Source organism: Pseudomonas sp. KBS0707 (assembly GCF_005937945.2).
Lineage (GTDB): Bacteria > Pseudomonadota > Gammaproteobacteria > Pseudomonadales > Pseudomonadaceae > Aquipseudomonas > Aquipseudomonas amygdali.
In genome coordinates this window covers 2220574-2237920 of the sequence record NZ_CP041754.1, presented here as the reverse complement: position 1 = coordinate 2237920, position 17347 = coordinate 2220574, and the positions used below count along the sequence as shown (strand labels likewise).

The 17347-nt window shown below is 58.7% G+C and carries 16 protein-coding genes; 2 read left to right on the top strand and 14 right to left on the bottom strand.

The window, feature by feature from the left end; genetic code table 11:
* Window positions 1-87: 87 nt before the first annotated feature.
* The 7 genes from FFH21_RS10455 to FFH21_RS10425 all read right to left on the bottom strand — a co-directional run bounded on the left by FFH21_RS10455 (window position 88) and on the right by FFH21_RS10425 (window position 6305).
* On the bottom strand, window positions 88-729 hold the full coding sequence (locus FFH21_RS10455) for a hypothetical protein (protein ID WP_019742127.1): 642 nt from the start codon (window positions 727-729) through the stop codon (window positions 88-90).
* A gap of 116 nt (window positions 730-845) precedes the next feature.
* A complete protein-coding gene (locus tag FFH21_RS10450) occupies window positions 846-2285 on the bottom strand; it encodes a PLP-dependent aminotransferase family protein (protein ID WP_002552970.1) in 1440 nt (479 codons plus the stop codon).
* Between the two features lie 217 nt (window positions 2286-2502).
* Window positions 2503-3318, bottom strand: coding sequence for an OmpA family protein (locus FFH21_RS10445; protein ID WP_011168312.1), 816 nt, complete (start codon window positions 3316-3318; stop codon window positions 2503-2505).
* Window positions 3315-3668: a DUF4398 domain-containing protein gene (locus FFH21_RS10440; protein WP_004658957.1), complete on the bottom strand. Its 354-nt coding sequence runs from the start codon at window positions 3666-3668 to the stop codon at window positions 3315-3317. The genes FFH21_RS10445 and FFH21_RS10440 overlap by 4 nt, the downstream gene beginning before the upstream one ends.
* Before the next feature lie 10 nt (window positions 3669-3678).
* Window positions 3679-4506, bottom strand: coding sequence for an ABC transporter substrate-binding protein (locus FFH21_RS10435; protein WP_011168311.1), 828 nt, complete (start codon window positions 4504-4506; stop codon window positions 3679-3681).
* 119 nt (window positions 4507-4625) lie between these two features.
* Window positions 4626-5555 (bottom strand): electron transfer flavoprotein subunit alpha/FixB family protein, encoded by a 930-nt coding sequence (locus tag FFH21_RS10430; protein ID WP_004658959.1) that lies wholly within the window; start codon window positions 5553-5555, stop codon window positions 4626-4628.
* Window positions 5556-6305, bottom strand: coding sequence for an electron transfer flavoprotein subunit beta/FixA family protein (locus FFH21_RS10425; protein WP_011168310.1), 750 nt, complete (start codon window positions 6303-6305; stop codon window positions 5556-5558). It abuts the gene before it with no gap.
* Between the two features lie 519 nt (window positions 6306-6824).
* Between FFH21_RS10425 and FFH21_RS10420 the strand changes: the two genes are divergently transcribed.
* Window positions 6825-8480: an electron transfer flavoprotein-ubiquinone oxidoreductase gene (locus FFH21_RS10420; RefSeq protein WP_005745246.1), complete on the top strand. Its 1656-nt coding sequence runs from the start codon at window positions 6825-6827 to the stop codon at window positions 8478-8480.
* A gap of 47 nt (window positions 8481-8527) precedes the next feature.
* Here the strand turns inward: FFH21_RS10420 and FFH21_RS10415 are convergent, their stop codons facing one another.
* On the bottom strand, window positions 8528-9421 hold the full coding sequence (locus FFH21_RS10415; RefSeq protein WP_011168309.1) for an AraC family transcriptional regulator: 894 nt from the start codon (window positions 9419-9421) through the stop codon (window positions 8528-8530).
* 179 nt (window positions 9422-9600) lie between these two features.
* On the opposite strand from FFH21_RS10415, the gene FFH21_RS10410 reads away from it, so the two are divergent.
* A complete protein-coding gene (locus tag FFH21_RS10410; protein WP_011168308.1) occupies window positions 9601-10653 on the top strand; it encodes an NAD(P)-dependent alcohol dehydrogenase in 1053 nt (350 codons plus the stop codon).
* A gap of 11 nt (window positions 10654-10664) precedes the next feature.
* On the opposite strand, the gene FFH21_RS10405 is transcribed toward FFH21_RS10410, so the two are convergent.
* The 6 genes from FFH21_RS10405 to asd all read right to left on the bottom strand — a co-directional run bounded on the left by FFH21_RS10405 (window position 10665) and on the right by asd (window position 17301).
* The gene (locus FFH21_RS10405) at window positions 10665-11474 is read right to left on the bottom strand and encodes an IclR family transcriptional regulator (RefSeq protein ID WP_004664661.1); all 810 of its coding nucleotides are present in this window, start codon (window positions 11472-11474) and stop codon (window positions 10665-10667) included.
* 76 nt (window positions 11475-11550) lie between these two features.
* Window positions 11551-12861, bottom strand: coding sequence for an MFS transporter (locus FFH21_RS10400; protein WP_011168307.1), 1311 nt, complete (start codon window positions 12859-12861; stop codon window positions 11551-11553).
* Between the two features lie 303 nt (window positions 12862-13164).
* Complete coding sequence (dgoD, locus tag FFH21_RS10395) at window positions 13165-14343, bottom strand: galactonate dehydratase (protein WP_255872618.1); 1179 nt, start codon at window positions 14341-14343, stop codon at window positions 13165-13167.
* Window positions 14344-14366: 23 nt separating this feature from the next.
* Window positions 14367-15002 (bottom strand): 2-dehydro-3-deoxy-6-phosphogalactonate aldolase, encoded by a 636-nt coding sequence (locus tag FFH21_RS10390; RefSeq protein WP_005753318.1) that lies wholly within the window; start codon window positions 15000-15002, stop codon window positions 14367-14369.
* Between the two features lies 1 nt (window position 15003).
* Window positions 15004-16008: a 2-dehydro-3-deoxygalactonokinase gene (locus tag FFH21_RS10385; protein ID WP_011168306.1), complete on the bottom strand. Its 1005-nt coding sequence runs from the start codon at window positions 16006-16008 to the stop codon at window positions 15004-15006.
* Window positions 16009-16188: 180 nt separating this feature from the next.
* Window positions 16189-17301 (bottom strand): aspartate-semialdehyde dehydrogenase, encoded by a 1113-nt coding sequence (gene asd, locus FFH21_RS10380; protein ID WP_002552957.1) that lies wholly within the window; start codon window positions 17299-17301, stop codon window positions 16189-16191.
* Between the last annotated feature and the right edge of the window lie 46 nt (window positions 17302-17347).

Genomic DNA, 17347 nt, shown 5'->3' with positions numbered 1-17347 from the left:
CACCCTTACTGAAAAATAGAAAAAGAGGAAGAATATTAACCGTCAAAACATCTGTTTGAAAACGCCGTATCGGACGATAGGCAGGGCTTACTGCTTGAACTTGAAATCCAGCGCAGCACCTTCGACATCGCGACGGTTTTCGTTGCGCATCTGCAATTGCATTTCGTTGGTCAGCAATCGACCTTCAAGCTCAAAGGGGCCGGGGTTGGCCGAAGCCCCCTTGTCGCTGAACATCTGCGGCAATATCGGCTTGCGCTTGCTGGTGATCACATTGGCAGGCGGGTCCAGTTCCTTGACAAGCTCGGGCGGCAAACTCAGGTCCAGCTTTGGCGACTTCATTCGCACATCCTTGGCACTGGCCGTTTTGACATCTTTGGCGTTCTTGCGTTTGCTGACAGGCGCCTTGGCGGCCACTACTTTTGAAGACGACTTTTCAGAGGCTACCGCCTTGGTCACCGGAGGCGCTGAAGGTTGTGATTTTTCCTTGCCCACCACTACCGGAACCACCGGGACCCCTGGCATCAACTGATGCATGGTATCGGGCGCCTGTATCTGTTTTGCATCCGTCGCCACCGCCTCCACAGGGGCCTCGGTCTTCAAGCGCACTTCAGGCGAGACCGGAGCCGTAATAACCGTATCGGTTTTGGGCTTGGGCACAGACGGGTCCTGAGCATCACAACCACTCAGAAGCACAACGACAAGCAATCCCAGACAGCGAAAAACATTCATAGGCAAAAAGTCAGGCAAGACAGTCGCAAATAGCCGGAAAAGGAACACATGCTGTCCTTTAGAGGCCAACCTGACAAGCCAAGAGTTCAAAACAATTGACAAAAAATCTTTACAACTCAGTACACATGTACCGCTTCCTGACACAACTGCTTGGCCAGAATACCCAGCGTCATCAGTGCCCGCTCAGCCTCTTTGTTCCAAGGCATCCCGCAGTTGAGGCGGATGCAGTGATTGAACTGCTCGGTATTACTGAAGATCAACCCCGGCGCGATACTGATACCCTGCTCCAGCGCACGAACATGCAGCTCCTGAGTATTGACCCGGCCCGGCAGGCTGACCCACAGAATGAACCCACCCGCAGGGCGACTCATCTGCGTGCCCTCAGGAAAGAACTGCTGCACCGCCAATTGGAAGGCGCTGAGATTCTTGCGGTATTCCAGGCGAATGAAACGTAAGTGCCGATCGTAGCCGCCGTTTTCGAGGTATGCGGCGACCGCCATCTGCGTAACACTGCATGCAGAATGCGTGCTGAAAGTCTGCAGACGTTGAATTTCTGCCTGGTATTTGCCAGCGATGATCCAGCCGATGCGTACACCGGGCGACAGCGTCTTGGAAAAGCTGGAACAGTAAATCACCCTCCCCAGCCGATCGAACGCCTTGAGCGCCTTGGTCCTCCCGACTTCGAACATCAACTCACCGTAGACATCGTCTTCAACCACTTGAATATCGAAGTCCGAGGCCAGACGCAGCAGGTTCTTCTGCCGCTCCTCCGGCATGGTGCCGCCCAGTGGGTTGCTCAGGCGTGAAGTCAGTACCAATGCTTTGATTGACCATTGATTGGCCGCCAGTTGCAGGGCCTCCAGACTGATGCCGGTGGCCGGGTCGCTGGGGATTTCGATGACTTTCAAGCCCAATAGGTCGGCAAGTTGCAACAACCCGTAATAAGCAGGCGACTCGGCAGCGATCAGGTCACCCGGCCGGGTCAGCACGCGAAGAGTCATCTGCAGTGCATCCACGCACCCGTGGGTGATCACCACCTCGGACGGATCGACCACCACGCCGGCGTCGCGCATACGGATGGCGACCTGCCTGCGCAGCGGCTCGAAACCCGGACTGAACATATAGCTGAAGGCCCGCGGGCTGTGAAAACGCGTCACTTTCGCTAATTGCTGGTGCAGCGCGCGCACCGGCAGGTAGTCCACATGAGGCACAGCGGCGCCCAGAGCAAACACGCCCTCGCGTCGGGATTCCTCGAGCACTTGCTGGATGATACTGCTGCGCGTGACCAGACCAGGCCGCTCGACCCGCGCGATATCCGGGGTCGAAGCCGTAAGTGCCGGGGTTTGATGAACATAGTAGCCGGACTGAGGACGCGCCCGGATCAACCCTTGATCTTCAAGGTTCGCATAAGCCTGCAATACCGTCGCATGGCTGACATTGAGCTGCGAACTCATCTTGCGAACCGAAGGCACACGCTCGCCGGGTTGATACACCCCACGACGAATATCTTCGGCAAGCTGCTGGGCGATACGCTGATAGAGCAAAAGATTGGTCATGACACAGCCTCGAAAAGACCGGTGATTTATTGTTTTTAAAAATACAGATACGGAATAACCGGCACAGTCCAGAAGTGTACGGGAACAGTTTACGTTCAAGCCAGCGGTCACGACCGCTGCACGAAAATAAACGCGGCTGAAAACGCCATATGCAAAGCCTTTAAAGCCAAAAAAGCCCGAGGCCGTTTCCGGCGTCGGGCTTTTTGAAAAGTTTTTATCAGCGCGCTGCGCCTAACTGACCTTTTTCATCAGAAAAAACAATTTCCACACGGCGATTTTGCGCGCGCCCTCGCTCGGAGGCGTTGGCGTTCACCGGGAACTGCTGACCGTAGCCCTCGACATGTATACGTTTTTCATCGACACCCAGGTCCATCAGAACGTCTGCGACTGCTTGTGCACGATCCTTCGACAGCTTCAGATTCTCCTGACGATCACCTGTGCTGTCGGTGTAGCCCTCGATCCGGACCACTCGACGCGGATTGATCTGCAAAAACTGCACAACCTTGAGAATGGTGCGACTGGCCGAGCTTTTCAGCTCGGCGTGGCCGGCGTCGAACAGCACATCTCCCAACGTCATGACCAGCCCGCGATCGGTCTCGGTGGTGGCCAGACTGAGGATCTGATCTTCCAGCCAGCGCCCCTGCTGCTGGGCACTGGCCAGCTTGGCCTCACGCAGCGCCAATTGCAGACGCTGGCGCTCCATGTCCATTTTCGCCAGGCGCTCCTGGCTCAGCATCAAATTGCTGTGCTCACGCGCGATCTCGCTGTAGCGGCTGCTGAGGTAGGCGTAGTGAGCGACATCGGCACCGCTCCCCAAGTAACTGGACAGACGCTCGGCGCGAGCCAGAGATTCGCCAGCGCGAATCACATCCTTGGGCGCGCTGCGCAGCACATCGGTATCTTCCTTGACCTTCTGGAAATCGGCACTGGCCTGTTGCAAGGCCTGCCCGCTGTCCTGATGACCGGCACACCCGTAAAGGCCAGCCGAACCCAGCAACAGGCACACACTCAGTACACGCGGAAGACGGTTCATTGCGCCTCTCCCAGTTGCTTGCGTAACCGATTGAGGCGGGTATTCAACTGATTGACCTGCTCCTGACTCTTGAGTGTGAGCACTCGGGCCTCTGCCAGCCGGGCATCCAGCTCGGCCTGCTCGGCTTTCATGCGCGCGTCCTTGTAGGCGTGGGTCGCCATGGAGGCGCGAGCTTCGGCAAAGCGGGCCAGAGCGACTTCCATCTCGGGCTGATCATCACCCGCGCCAACAGCTTTGGCCTGTTCCAGCGCCTGCTCGGTCAGCTTGAACTGCTCGGTCGGTAGCGGGTCGCTGGCACAGCCAGCCAGCGTGGCGATGGCCATGACGGCGATTGAAAAACGAATACTCACAAAAACATCCCTACTTGTCTAGTGCGCTGGCGCTGGCAGGTTGCAACAGCTGGGCTTTCCACAACTCCAGGTTGTGCCTGATGACATCACCCGCAAGGCCGGAGGCGGCCGATTCTGTCATCTTTTTCGCCAGTTGTCCGCGCAACCATGGTTCGTTGCAGGCCGAATTGAACGACAACGCCAGATAAAACCCGGGTGTATCGACCGGCAAGGGTTGCGCAGCCAGGTCTGCTGAGAGACCCAGCGTCTGCACCATGACCATCCCGGCGTAACGACCGGCAAGCACGTAATCCACCTCACCCAGCGCCAGCTTCTGAAAAGCCGGGGTCAGGCCTGGCAAGCGTGTCAGGGTCAGATGCTGCTTGGCCGCAGCCTCGAATGAAGGCGTCAATCGGGTCTTTTCCGACATGGCACCAGGACGGTCGTGCAGCTCGGCCAGGGTATTGAACGGTACGCTGTGATCGTGGCGCGTCCAGACCATGATGTCGTTCTGCACAATTGGCGGATGGATGTAATCAAGCGACTCAAGTTGCGCTGCATTGAACGGCGCGTCCGCCAACAGATCCATGCGTCCGGTGCGCACCTCTTCAAGTGCCTGACTGCGTTTGCCGCCGTACAGGAACTCGACCTTGATACCCAGCTCACCTGCTGCCTGTGTGAGCAGATCGGCATTGGCATCCATCAGATGACGTGGATCCTGAGGGTCACGCCATAAATAAGGCGGCGCGTCCGGACTGCCGGTTACAATCAGACGCTCGCACTTGCCTGACGCGAATGAAAGCGTCGGCAGCATGACCAGCCCGAGAAAAAGCGAAGACAGCAGCCGGGGATGCACCATGAAAAGTCCTTTGATACCCGATAAAAAACCCGCTCGATCCGGGACTATGTACCGCAAGCAATCTGCCGGCACACAATCCCCGAACGGAACGGGTTCTCTTTATAGTGGAAGCGCGTGGCTTAAACCAGCTTCTCCAGCTCGGGAATGGCTTCGAACAAATCAGCCACCAGCCCGTAATCGGCCACCTGGAAGATCGGAGCTTCCTCATCCTTGTTGATCGCAACGATCACCTTGGAGTCTTTCATGCCGGCCAGATGCTGAATAGCACCGGAAATACCGACAGCAATATACAGCTGAGGCGCAACGATCTTGCCGGTCTGGCCGACCTGCATGTCGTTGGGCACAAAACCGGCATCGACCGCAGCACGGGAAGCACCCACTGCAGCACCGAGCTTGTCGGCCAGCGTGTACAGGTGCTTGAAGTTGTCGCCGTTCTGCATGCCACGACCGCCGGATACGACGATCTTGGCCGCTGTCAGTTCTGGACGATCGGATTTGGCCAGTTCTTCGCCAACGAAGCTGGACTTGCCCGCATCGTGAGCAGTCGAAACCGCTTCGATAGAAGCCGAACCACCCTCGGCAGCGACCGGATCGAAACCGGTGGCACGCACGGTGATGACCTTGATCGCGGCAGTGGACTGCACGGTGGCAATGGCGTTACCGGCGTAGATCGGGCGGGTGAAGGTGTCGGCCGAGACCACCGAAACGATCTCGGATATCTGGTCGACATCCAGCTGCGCAGCAACGCGAGGCAGGATGTTCTTGCCGTTGGAGGTTGCAGCGGCCAGAACGTGACTATGGCCCGCAGCCAGCTCCACGACCAGTGGCGCAACGTTTTCAGGCAATTGATGTGCATAGGCAGCGTTGTCGGCCACCAGCACTTTCGCCACGCCAGCAATTTTGGCGGCGGCATCGGCAACGGCACTTACGCCTGAACCGGCAACCAGCAAGTGGATGTCGCCGCCGATCTTCTGCGCGGCAGCCAGGGTATTGAGCGTAGCCGGGGCTACGGTCGCATTGTCGTGTTCAGCGATAACCAGGATCGTCATTTAGATTACCTTCGCTTCGTTTTTCAGTTTCTCGACCAGTTCAGCCACCGATTTGACTTTGATGCCCGCGCTGCGTGCAGCCGGTGCTTCAACCTTGAGGGTCTTGTTGGTCGAGGCCGTGGAAACGCCCAGTGCATCCGGGGTCAGCACTTCAAGCGGCTTCTTCTTGGCTTTCATGATGTTAGGCAGCGAAGCGTAGCGTGGCTCGTTCAGACGCAGGTCCGTGGTCACGATGGCTGGCAGGCTCAGGGAAACAGTCTGCAGACCGCCGTCGATCTCACGGGTCACGGCAACCTTGTCACCGGAGACTTCAACCTTCGAGGCGAACGTACCTTGCGGGTAGCCGCTCAGTGCGGCCAGCATCTGGCCGGTCTGGTTGTTGTCACTATCGATAGCCTGTTTACCAAGGATAACCAGTTGTGGCTGCTCCTTGTCGACCACTGCCTTGAGCAGCTTGGCCACGGCCAGAGAGGTCAGTTCTTCGGCAGACTCGACCAGCACGGCACGGTCTACACCCAGCGCCAGCGCAGTACGCAGTTGCTCCTGAGCAGTGGTAGGACCAATGGTGACGACCACGATTTCCGTTGCCACGCCCTTCTCTTTCAAGCGCACCGCTTCTTCAACAGCGATTTCGCAGAACGGGTTCATGGACATTTTGACGTTGGCAAGATCGACGCCGGAGTTGTCCGCCTTGACGCGAACCTTGACGTTGTAGTCGACCACTCGTTTGACAGCTACAAGAACCTTCATGGATTCCTCACTCTCCGGTGAAAAGAAGTCGCCTGGCGACACCAGGCGATCGATATGTGTCCTCAACAAGCAATCGCAATGCGTGCAGGCCGTCCGGACGACTTCAAAAAGCCATATAAAAGCCGGGAGTCACCCATCAAGCTGCGGCAGGGTGTGTAAAATGCGCCGTGCGACGTTGACCTGTAGCCTGCACCGCGTCTGCCTTATGCCTTTTGAGAGACTTCCTGCAACGCAGGCGCCTCGTTTCAGCCTACGGCAAACGCAAAACCGCCCGTATATTGACCGCAACGCCTTTTCCGGTCAATACGCCAAATCGGCCAGTTCCGAGTCTGGTGTCTTTGATTTATCTGGGCTGCGGGCAATTCAAACAAACGTTTGTATTGGACCCATGCAGTGGTGTAGATATAATGCGTGCCATTAAAAGACGGGTGGTGCCCAACACCTCCTGTGTCGGCCTGCAGCGACTCATAAAGCAGCGCCCATAAAAATACCGTGAGCCTTGAAAGTAGGAGATAGCCTGTGGAACGCGAATACATGGAATTCGACGTCGTCATCGTCGGAGCCGGCCCTTCCGGGCTTTCTGCCGCTTGCCGCCTTAAACAGAAGGCCGCTGAAGCCGGGCAGGAAATCAGCGTCTGCGTGGTGGAAAAAGGCTCCGAAGTCGGCGCACACATTCTGTCCGGTGCCGTGTTTGAACCGCGCGCACTGAACGAGCTGTTTCCAAACTGGCAGGAATTGGGCGCTCCGCTCAATACACCCGTCAAGCGTGATGACATCTACGTCCTGCGCGACGCCGAAAAGGCGCAGAAAATTCCGGACTTTTTCGTCCCCAAGACCATGCACAACCAGGGCAACTACATCATATCCCTGGGCAATCTGTGCCGCTGGCTCGCCCAGCAGGCTGAAAACCTTGGTGTGGAAATCTACCCGGGCTTTGCCGCTCAGGAAGCACTGTTCGACGAAAACGGCGTGGTACGCGGTATCGTTACCGGCGATCTGGGTGTCGACCGCGAAGGCAACCCCAAGGAAGGCCTGTACACCCCCGGCATGGAACTGCGCGCCAAGTACACGCTGTTCGCCGAAGGCTGCCGCGGTCACATCGGCAAGCAATTGCTCAAGCGCTTCAATCTCGATGACGAAGCCGATGTACAGCATTACGCCATCGGCCTGAAGGAAATCTGGGAAGTCGACCCGGCCAAACATGAACAGGGCCTGGTGGTGCACACCGCAGGCTGGCCGCTGGACGATGCCAATCCGGGCGGCTCGTTCCTGTACCACTTGGAGAACAATCAGGTGGTAGTCGGCCTGATCGTCGACCTGTCATACAGCAACCCGTACCTGTCGCCCTTCGACGAATTCCAGCGCTACAAGCACCACCCGGTCATCAAGCAGTACCTTGAAGGCGGCAAACGCATCAGCTACGGCGCACGCGCCATTGCCAAGGGCGGCCTGAACTCGCTGCCGAAGATGGTATTCCCTGGCGGCGCGTTGATCGGTTGCGACCTGGGCACCCTGAACTTCGCCAAGATCAAGGGCAGCCACACGGCAATGAAGTCCGGCATGCTCGCAGCCGATTCGGTGGCAGATGCCCTGTTCGCCGGCAAGGAAGGCGGCGACGTGCTGACCTCCTACGTCGATGCCTTCAAGGCCAGCTGGCTGCATGCAGAGCTGTTCGCCAGCCGCAACTTTGGCGTGGCGATCCACAAATACGGCGCGATCAAGGGTGGCGCCTTCAACTTCATCGATCAGAACATCTTTGGCGGCAAGCTGCCGTTCACGCTGCACGACACCACGCCGGACTACGCCTGCCTCAAGCTGGCAGCGGACTCAAAGAAAATCGACTACCCGAAACCCGACGGCAAGCTCAGCTTCGACAAGCTCAGTTCGGTATTCCTCTCCAGCACCAACCATGAAGAGGAACAACCCTGCCACCTGAAGCTGACCGATCCGAGCATCCCGATCAGCAAGAACCTGCCGCTGTACGACGAGCCGGCACAGCGCTATTGCCCGGCTGGCGTGTATGAAGTCATCACTAAAGAAGATGGCGAAAAGCGCTTTCAGATCAACGCGCAGAACTGCGTGCACTGCAAGACCTGCGACATCAAGGACCCTTCGCAGAACATTACCTGGGTTGCACCGGAAGGCGCTGGCGGGCCGACGTACCCGAATATGTAAGGCGGCGGCAAGCTACAGGCTTTGATCTTGCCGCTTGTAGCTTGCCGCTAAACCCTACAGCCCTCTTCTCCCGGACTGCGTTCAAAGTAGCGCTTGTATTCACGGCTGAACTGCGACGCACTTTGATAGCCGACCCTGAGCGCGACCTGCGACACATTCAGCCCGTCGGCCACCAGCAATTGCTGGGCCTTGAGCAGGCGCAGACGTTTGAGGTACTGCACCGGTGACAACAGGGTGCTGCGTTTGAAGTGCTCGTGAAAGGTCGAGGTACTCATATTTGCGCAACTGGCCAGCGTGTCGACATTCAACGCGTGATCATAGTGCTCATGCAGATAGGTCACCGCCGAGGCAATCCGTGCGAATTGCCCCTGCTGCTCGACCAGCGCACGCAATACACCTGATTGCGGTCCACGCAGCGCACTGTATAACACTTCGCGAATCCTTGATTGCCCCATCGCCTGACACTCCAACGGATCGTGCAGGCAACGCAGCAGGCGTTCGACGCTGTCACGCATCGCAGAGTCGATGCGTACCGAGGTCATCGACTCCGGGGTCTGCACCTGGCTTTCCTGGCCGCTGGCCGGTCCCATTGCTTGCACCAACTCGCCAAGCAGTACGCGATCGATGGCTACCGATACGCCATACAGCGGCTTGTCCGGGGTGGCGAAGGTCTCGCATTTGAACGGCACAGAAAGCGCCTGAATCAGGTAATGCCCGGTGCCATACTCAAACGTACGCGGCCCCAGGCAGGCGACCTTGCTGCCTTGCACGACGATCATCAGGCTCGGCTCGTAAATCTGCGGGCTGCTGGCGACATAGCCAAACGCCGAAAGCACGCGAACCTCGGGCAAATGCGTCGCCACAAAGCCTGGACGCATTGCCAGCGGCTGGATCAAGGAGACAAGCGTGGCATTGCCATCAATAACAACAGGTAACGTCATGGGAGCAGCCTGACAGAGAAACAGACAGCTGCATCATCGCAGATTTGCGCTTCATAGCCGACCCTGAAACGCCAGGCCGGAGGAATAGGCATGAAACACGTAGGATTCACCATAGCCACGAAGGGCACGTATCAGGACAATTGACCGCCTCTATTCCGTAACACCTTGCGAGGTCAAACATGTACACAGCTATCGGTTATGCCGCACAGTCCGCTACCGCCCCCCTCGCCCCGATGACCTTCGAACGTCGCGCTCCGCGTGCCGACGACGTTGCCATCGAAATCCTCTACTGCGGCGTCTGCCACTCCGACATTCACCAGGCGCGCAACGAATGGGGCATCGCCGTCTACCCGCTGATGCCTGGCCATGAAATTGTCGGTCGCGTCACCGCCACTGGCACCAATGCCAGCAAATACAAGGTTGGCGATCTGGTCGGTGTTGGCTGCATGGTCGATTCGTGCCGCGAATGCTCGGCCTGTAAATCGGATCTCGAACAGTATTGCCTGGAAGGTCCGACCATGACCTACGCCACGCCTGACCGCGTGGACGGCAGCAACACCATGGGTGGCTACTCCAACAGCATCGTGGTCGCCGAGCATTTCGTTGTGCGCATTCCAGAGAAACTCGACCCGGCTGCTGCTGCGCCAATCCTTTGCGCAGGCATCACCACTTATTCGCCACTCAAGCACTACGGTGTGAAGGCTGGCGACAAGGTCGGTATTCTGGGCATGGGTGGTCTGGGCCACATGGGCATCAAGTTCGCCAAGGCAATGGGCGCTGAAGTGACCCTGTTCACTCGCTCCGCAGCCAAGGCTCAGGAAGCACGTCGTCAGGGTGCAGATCATGTGATCGTGTCCACCGACGCTGAACAGATGAAAGCCGCTGCCGGTCATTTCGACTTCCTGCTCGACACCATTCCGGTCCAGCATGACCTGAACCCCTACCTGAAAACACTGCGCTTTGACGGCGTGCACATTCTGGTAGGTCTGATCGAACCGGTCGAGCCGCCAGTCCATGCAGCCCACCTGGTGATGAGCCGTCGCGTATTGGCCGGATCGCTGATCGGCGGCATCGCTGAAACCCAGGAAGTACTGGATTTCAGCGCCGAGAACGACATCACCTGCGACATCGAAATGCTCGATATCCGCAATATCAACGAAGCCTACGAGCGCATGCTGGCCGGTGACGTGAAATACCGCTTCGTGATCGACATGGCCACGCTGCAGGCCTGATTCACTACGAATCAGCCGCCGAGATCGGCCGAGAGTTCCGCTGCTATCTGCTTGATCAGCGGGACCAGCTCGGCCATCTTCTCCAGCGGCATGTAGGGCACGGTACTGGCGACACTGATGCCGGCAACGATCTGTTTGCTGGCATCACGTAACGGCGCTGCAACGCAACGGATCGACGGTTCGTTGTCCTCCAGATCGAACGCATACCCTCCCTGCACGTACTCTTCCCTTCGCGCCTGCAATTGCTCCCAGGTTTGCTGCTCATGAGCAGGCCACAGCGCATTCCTGCCACTGCTCGGCATGCTGGCGTCATACAAGCGCTGCCACTCCGGCAACCCGCTGTCCAGCAGCAACGCCTTGCCGATACCGGTTCGCACCAGCGGCATGCGATGCCCGACCCGTGAGCGCATTTCCGGGCCATTGCGACCAGGGTTCTTGTGCAGATAAAGCACGTCGTCCCCTTCCCGCACCGCCAGATGCACCGTATCGCCCGTCAGCTCCGACAGTCGATCCAGATATGGCCGGGCGAGAATTGCCAGTGGCACTTCTTCGCGCGCCTGAAACCCCAGCTCAATCAGTTTCGGCCCAAGCAGATAACCCACTTGAGGCACCACCCGAAGATAGCGCTCCTCGACCAGGCAACTGGCCAGCCGGTGCGTGGTACTGCGTGTGGTGCCGATCAGCCGGGCGATTTCCTTCAGGTCGCGTGCGCCACCGGCCACCGCCTGCACAACGCCAAGCCCGCGCGACAGAGTCTGGGTCCCTGTCGGCGCCGGTTCTTTGCCGGTAATTTTTTCAGGGATGATCGAATCGTTGTGCATGACAGGCCATTTTCATAAAGGGGGCGGATCGAAAAGCTGACGGCATTATCGCCGCCAGCGTCCAGATACGTCGACATCAGAGCTCGATACGCTCTACTTTGCCTACCAGCAGGATGTACGACAGCGCGCCCAGCAATGCCAGTACTGCAATGTAAGTGATGGCCGGCGCAAACGAGTCACCGGTTGCCAGAAAGCCGATCACGATCGGCGTGGCGATGGCGGCGAGGTTGCCGATGAAGTTGAACGTGCCGCCAGTGAGGCCCAGCAAGCGCGCCGGGGCCAGGGTCGATACCAGCGACCAGGTGATCGACGCCAGACCGTTGCCGAAGAATGCCAGCGCCAGAAAGGTGATAACCAACGGTGTGGAGTCAACGAAGTTGGCACCGATGATCGAGGTCGAGATCAGCAGCCCGGCAATGATTGGCAACTTGCGCGCAAAGCCCACGCTATTCCCGCGACGGATCAGCCAGTCGGAGAAGAACCCCGAACACAGCACGCCGACAAACGCCACGAGAAACGGCAACGACGCCAGTAGACCGGACTTGATGAAATCCATGCCGCGGTATTTCACCAGATAGGTCGGGAACCAGGTCAGGAAGAACCACAGCGTGGAGTTCAGGCAGAACTGGCCCAGATAGATCCCCCACAGCTTGCGCTTGCTCAACACAATGCCCAGGTCCAGCCAGCTGAAACCCTGCTTCTGTTTTTCGACATCCTTCTGGATGTCTACCAGACCGCCGCCCTCTTTGATCAGGTCGATTTCCTGCTGATTGACGCCTTTGAAGTCACGCGGCTCGCGATAGACCGTATACCAGATCAACGCCCACAGCACACCGACACCACCTGTAGCGACAAACACCATGTGCCAGCCATAGTGCGCCTGTAACCAGGCCAGCACCGGGGTCAGAAACGCCAGACCGACGAACTGCCCCGAGGTATAGACGCCAATGGCGGTAGCCCGCTCGCGCTCGGGAAACCAGGTGGTCACGACACGGCTGTTGATCGGATAGGCAGGTGCTTCCAGCGCACCGACCGCCATGCGCAGTACGAACAGCGCAATAAAGCTGGCCGCAAAACCAAGCATGATGGTCGCAATGGACCACAGCAGCAGCGCCGCGGTGTAAAGGATACGCGGCGGCACACGGTCCACCAGCCAGCCACCTGGCAATTGCATGGCGGCATAGGTCCAGCCGAACGCGGAGAAGATCAGCCCGATGTGAACCGTATCAAGGCCCAGCTCGGCGGTCAGCGCCGGAGCGGCAATCGACAGGTTGCTGCGGTCCAGGTAGTTGATCACCACCGTAATGAACAGCAGCACCATGATGAAGAAACGTTTGCGGGACGGCGTCACCAGGGATGCCGCACCCTCAAGAGTTCGAGTGCGCATGGAATGTAGCCTCTTGTTGGATTTATTGAGGTCTGTGTTTCGATTGGCGAGCTATCGTTCCCACGCTCCCGCGCTCAGTGCTATACAAATCCGCTTTTGATTCTGGCTGAAGGCCGTGGGAGCGAACTTGTTCGCGAAAGGGCCAGTGCATTCCCCAAAAACGCATCGGCTGAACTACCTTCTTCGCGAACAGGTTCGCTCCCACGCCCTCCGGGCAGAAGCCCGATCTACGGGCTTCTCAGGACTTATGTATAACGCTGAGTGCAGAGCGTGGGAACGATGGTTATGGGGATTTACTGTGCTCTACCACTCAGCAAAACTGCCATCGGCATGGCGCCAGATCGGGTTGCGCCAGCGGTGGCCGATGGCCGCGCGTTCGATGACATATTCTTCGTTGATCTCAATGCCCAGGCCCGGCCCGTTGGGAATCTTGACCATGCCCTTGTCGTAGTCGAAGACTTCCGGGTGCTTCACGTAATCGAGCAGATCGTTGCTTTCGTTGTAGTGAATGCCCAGGCTCTGTTCCTGAATGAAGGCGTTGTAACAAACCGCGTCCAGTTGCAGGCATGCCGCCAGCGCGATAGGTCCGAGCGGACAATGCAGCGCCAGCGCGACGTCATACGCTTCGGCCATATTGGCGATCTTGCGGGTTTCAGTGATGCCACCGGCGTGGGACGCATCAGGCTGGATAATGTCGACATAACCTTCGCTCAACACGCGCTTGAAGTCCCAGCGTGAGAACAGCCGTTCACCCAGGGCAATCGGCGTGCTGGTCAGCGGTGCCAGTTCCTTCAGTGCCTCATAGTTCTCGCTGAGCACCGGCTCTTCGATGAACATCAGCTTGTAGGCGTCCAGCTCCTTCATCAGCACCTTGGCCATGGGCTTGTGAACCCGGCCATGGAAGTCCACACCGATGCCCACATTCGGCCCGACCGCATCGCGCACGGCAGCCACGTTGGCCAGCGCCAGGTCGACCTTGTCGAAGGTATCGAGAAATTGCAGCTCTTCGGTGCCGTTCATTTTCACCGCAGTAAAACCACGTCCGACCGCTTCTTTCGCAGCCCGCGCCGTGTCGGCAGGACGGTCACCACCGATCCACGAATAGACCCGAATCTTGTCACGCACCTGACCACCGAGCAGGTCGCTGACGGAAACGCCCAAGGCCTTGCCCTTGATGTCCCACAACGCCTGATCGATGCCTGCCAGAGCACTCATGTGGATCGCCCCACCCCGATAGAAGCCGCCGCGGTACAGCACCGTCCAGATGTCTTCGATATTGCGTGGGTCCTTGCCGATCAGGTAATCGGAAAGCTCTTCCACTGCAGCGGCCACGGTGTGCGCGCGGCCTTCGACCACTGGCTCGCCCCAGCCGACAACACCCTCGTCGGTCTCGACCTTGAGGAAGCACCAGCGTGGCGGAACGATGAACGTGGTGAGTTTGGTGATTTTCATGGGTGCGGTTTCTCTTGTTGATTCTCTTATTGGATAGCGACTACCGGCGCCGGTCAGTCTGCAAGCGTTGCGCTGTGCTGCTTCCAGGCAGCCACATAGGCCTGGGCGCGCTCAGTAACGTCGGCGACGCTCATGCCTGGCTTGAATAGCCCGGAGCCCAGGCCAAAGCCTTTAACGCCGGCATCAAGGAACACCTTCATGTTGTCCGGCGAGATCCCCCCGACCGGCAACAGAATCGTGCCCTTGGGCAATACTGCCAGCCACGCCTTGACCACCGCGGGCGACATCTGCTCGGCAGGAAACAGCTTCAGTACATCAGCTCCTTCGGCCAGCGCGGCAAAGGCTTCGGTCGGCGTCGCCACGCCCGGTGAGAGGAACAGCCCGGCAGCCTTGGCGGCACGCAACACCTTGGCGTCGCTGTGCGGCATGACAATCACCTGGCCTCCGGCATCCTTGACCTGAGTCACTTGCTCCGGGGTCAGCACCGTTCCCGCACCGATCAGGCAATCGGCTGGCAGTTGCTGGCGCAACAAACGGATGCTGTCGAACGGCTGTGGAGAGTTGAGCGGCACCTCGATGACTCGAAACCCGGCCTCGTACAACACATCGCCAATCGCAGGCGCTTCCTCGGGACGCAGGCCGCGCAGGATCGCGACCAGACCGTTTTCCTTCAATGCTTGCTTGAGCATGTCAAACCTCTCGAATGTGTTGGGACGAGCGGCGCGCGATCAGGCCGGCTTGAACGGCGACCTGCCAGAGGCCGCGCTCGGTCGCCTGCTCGGCCAATGTCACCCCGGGAAAGCCACAAACGGCCAGCCCGCGCGCATAGCGCGTGCACAGCGAATCGCTACCGATGAGGATCACCGCAGGCAATTGTTCGTGGTTGTGCAGATGCAGCCTGGCGATGGCGCCCAGTTCATGGCCAATCAACAGGCCGGAAAGATAGTCAGGTTGCGCACTGGCAGCCAATTGCCCGGTAAGGCCGAGCGTTCGTGTGCTGAAAATCGTCGACAGCGGCACCGCAGAGCCCGCGTCGGACAGGGCAATCGACAAGCCGCGGTCAAACGCCTGCTCGTCGAACGCCTCCGAAGGCTGCATGGTGCGTCCCAGAATAGTGTGCGCGCAGAGCGCGGCGTAGACCTCGCCGGTCATGAAGGTGTCGAAGTGAACAATGCGACCCCGTTCTACCTGCACCCATTTGGAGTGGCTGCCGGGCAGACCGATCAGCAGAGGCTGGCTGCCCTGCCAGTCTTCGCGCCCTGCCAGCACACCCAGCACCTGGGTTTCTTCGCCACGCATGACGTTGGGCAGGGTCGAGCGCTGCAGGACGCCGGGGATGATGTGCACCGTCACGCCGCGCACGCTGCGTACCGTCTGCAACGCTGCGCTCAGCTCATTGACGCTGGCCGGCGTTTCCCGGTAGGCCGCCTCGCGCCAGCCCTGTGCGCTGCCGACCATGCCACAGGCAATCACCGGCAGGTCCGGTTGGGCGTCGAGCCAGTCGCCGCACGCCTGGTCAAAGGCCAGTTCGAAACCGTCACTGCAGAACTGCCCCGCGATCAGCCGCGGCGTGGTCGGCAACTGCATGATGCCCGCGCTCAATGCGCGCTGTTCCAGTACCTGGCCATGTTCGCCAAGTCGATAAGCACGAAGTGAGGTTGTCCCCCAATCGAGCGCGATCAATTGCGCCTGCATTGCGTCACCTGTTGTTTTTTTGGAAGTGAGTGCAGGACGACTATAAACCCGTTGTCACACTTATCTCAATATGTAAATTTCAATCCCACATATAGGGAAAAAAGACAGTCAATCAAAAGTATCAGGTATTAAAAAACCCGCCTTCCTTTCGGAAAGCGGGTTTGCTGTAAAACCGAAGCCTCAACGCTCCAGCAGGATTCTCAGCATGCGGCGCAGCGGCTCTGCCGCGCCCCACAACAGCTGGTCACCCACGGTAAAGGCACCCAGGTACTGCGAACCCATGTTCAGTTTGCGCAAACGGCCCACCGGAATACTCATGGTGCCGGTTACGGCAGTCGGGCTCAGCTCGTGCATGCTGGCTTCACGGTTGTTCGGCACCAGCTTGACCCAAGGGTTGTGCTGGCTGATCAAGCCTTCGATGTCCGCAATCGGCACATCCTTGTTCAGCTTGATGGTCAGCGCCTGGCTGTGGCAACGCATGGCGCCGATGCGCACGCAAATGCCGTCGACCGGGATAGGGCTTTTGAAGCGACCGAGAATCTTGTTGGTCTCGGCCTGGCCTTTCCACTCTTCGCGGCTCTGGCCGTTCGGCAACGCCTTGTCGATCCACGGGATCAGACTGCCCGCCAGTGGCACACCGAAATTCTCGGTCGGGAACGACTCGCTGCGCATGGCTTCAGCCACCTTGCGGTCGATATCCAGAATGGCGCTGGCCGGGTTGGCCAGATCATCGGCCACCGAGGCATGCACGGCGCCCATCTGCCTGATCAGCTCACGCATGTTCTGCGCGCCGGCTCCGGAGGCCGCCTGATAGGTCATGACGTTCATCCACTCGACCAGCCCGGCGTCGAACAGACCGCCCAGGCCCATCAGCATCAGGCTGACCGTGCAGTTGCCGCCGATATAGTTTTTGGTGCCCGCATCCAACTGCTGATCGATGACCTTGCGGTTCACAGGGTCGAGCACGATAACGGCGTCATCCTGCATGCGCAGACTGGAGGCGGCATCGATCCAGTAACCCTGCCAGCCGGCTTCGCGCAGCTTGGGGAACACCTCATTGGTGTAGTCGCCACCCTGACAGGTCAGCACTACGTCCAGGGTTTTCAGCTCATCGATGCTGTAGGCGTCTTTCAGTGGCGCAACATCCTTGCCCACCGAAGGCGCCTGGCCACCGACATTGGAAGTAGTGAAAAACACCGGCTCAATGAGATCGAAGTCCTGCTCTTCCCGCATCCGCTGCATGAGCACGGAACCGACCATGCCGCGCCAACCGATCAGACCTACACGTTTCATCGCAACTACACCTTGAATAAAAGTGGGACCACCGCTCTGAGCATGC